The 2257-nt window shown below is 28.6% G+C and carries 2 protein-coding genes; both read right to left on the bottom strand.

Annotated elements, in window-relative coordinates:
• Nucleotides 1–91: 91 nt before the first annotated feature.
• Complete coding sequence (locus tag WA327_RS14770) at nt 92–433, bottom strand: hypothetical protein (RefSeq protein ID WP_148456692.1); 342 nt, start codon at nt 431–433, stop codon at nt 92–94.
• A gap of 166 nt (nt 434–599) precedes the next feature.
• Nucleotides 600–2060, bottom strand: a complete 1461-nt coding sequence (locus WA327_RS14765) for a hypothetical protein (RefSeq protein WP_336070998.1) — start codon at nt 2058–2060, stop codon at nt 600–602.
• Between the last annotated feature and the right edge of the window lie 197 nt (nt 2061–2257).

The following is a 2257-nucleotide window of genomic DNA, read 5'->3' as shown; positions in this document are numbered from 1 at the left end:
TTCCGATTGAGCTGAAAGATAGAAAATTGCAATGAATTTCCGTAGGAAATTCAGCCGCAATTGAATTTATACTATGTTGGCTACAGTATTTTTAATTTTCAGACAATTCTTTTTCATCAGTTTCTTCAGGTGAGAATCGAGCAATCAACATTGGTGTCAAAATACAAACAATTCCGATTATTGATTTCGGTCCAAAGTCACCAATAAAATTCATTGCAATTAAATAAATTCCGCAAACTAGAAAAATTATGTTATTCAGTTTTTTATCCCAAACAAAACCTCCAACCAAGTATGCAATTCCGATTAGAGTAAACATTCCAGCATTCAGAATCTGATTTGTTTCGTCACTATAATCTAGAAACCAATTCGATATTTTTCCTATTAAAACAATTCCGATTAGTATTAGAAAAATTTTATGTAATATGTCTTTCATTTCGATTACGTTTTATTCTCATATTGTAGCCAACGGTCTCGGCTATGAGTAGTTGCGTGGGTTAGCGGTTAACTTTGCAAGTACACACCAAACTGAAAATCCGCAAGGATTTTCAGAAGTAGGCGAGAACAAGCAATTACTTATAGCCATTGTTGCCAGTAGTTTTTTATGATTTCTTTTCATTTTTCTTTTTTGAATAGATGTTGAAAGGAATTCCAACCCTTATTCTTCCAGTAAAATTATCAGAAACTTTAGTATTGTAAATAGCATTTTCCCAGCCTAAGTCTATTCCAAATGTTAATTTAGTTTCTCCGTCTTTTTGTTGTCTGAAAATAGGACCAAAAAGAGTAGTGAAATTATTTTTATAAAATGTTCCATCTGGTTTATCAATTAGATAGTTATGACCTACAGATAAGTTAAATCCAAAATTCTTTTTCTTGGTAAAAAAAATGGCTCCATAGGCATTAAAAGCACCTGTTTTCAGTGTTTCTTTAATATTGACAAAACTGCCTAGTCTTTGATTATCCTCATCTTGAAAGATGAAATCTTGATTTTCATTTTGTACTATTTTAGGTGTTCCATTGATTAATACATTTTCTAAAAAAGATCCAGAACTAATAGATGCTCCTATTTGATAATACCAAATTGTTTCTTTTGCATTATGAGAATGATTGAAATTAAATGATAATACCGATTTTAGTTTATTAATGTCCTCAGATAAATTGAATGTATTACTGAATTCTTCGAAAATATTTTCATCAATATTACTTTCAGAGAACTTATATGTGCTATTACCAAGATTTAAATTAAAATCAAACCATTTCAAACTATAACCATAGGTGATATCATTATTTTTATCAAATTCATAAAGAATTTCATTTTCAATATATGTATCTAGTTTACTTTGTGATTTATGAGCGTCTAAAAAATCTTGAATCTTCTTTTCTTCTGAATTCAATTTTGAATATGCCTCTTCATAATTTCTTCCCTCAATAAGTTTTTTTATTTCTGGAAATTCCGTTAGTAGTTTGGAATAAACTGTAATTATTTTATCAATACCATTAATAGTTAAAATATCTTGCTTTAGGTCTTTAATTCTATCAACTATTTTTTTATCATATTTTTGAATTTTATAAAGTGGTTCACTAGCTTTTATTCTACGTTTAGAGTTTACCTCATTAAATATTTTTTTATCTCCTTTAAAAAACACACTTGATTTTCCAACTTTTAGTATCAAGCCTATATTAAAGCTAACATTGTTGTTCCAAGAATCGTCAGAATAAAATTCAAATACATTCTTACTCCCAGTAGCATTTGCTCCAACTCTAGCATAAAGAGGTGATAACTCTTTCCCTAATCTTAAATTAGTGCTTATTGAGATATTAGTTTTTTCTTCATTTTGTGAATAACCAAAAGCTGAAGCGTTACTAACTAAGTCTGAACTTGAAAAAATTACATAATTGAATGCTTTTGCTATATTCTCATTTAACAGAGTATCTTGTATTGCATATTTTTTGATGTCATATTTATTTAATGCATTATCTAAGCTTGTTTTGTAATCAGGCTTTTGTGCAATGCAATTAATTGAAAATATTAGTACTAAGAATAATAGTAGATTAGTTTTCATATTGGTCGATTTTGTCATTTAAAAATCTAAAAATTTATGTAATATATCTATACCCATTATTAGGTGTTTTTTGTTTCAAATTACTGGCAACGTTAGCGTATAAATTTCAGTTGCGGAAAATCGGCACGATTTTCCGTTGAAGCTGAAAGATAGAAAATTGCAATGAATTTCCGTAGGAAATTCAGCCGCAATTGAAT

Origin of the sequence: Mesoflavibacter sp. CH_XMU1404-2 (assembly GCF_037029465.1) — a bacterium.
In the GTDB taxonomy this organism is placed as follows: Bacteria; Bacteroidota; Bacteroidia; order Flavobacteriales; family Flavobacteriaceae; genus Mesoflavibacter.
The sequence above is the reverse complement of the archived record's forward strand: the minus strand, read 5'-3'. Positions and strand labels throughout refer to the sequence as shown.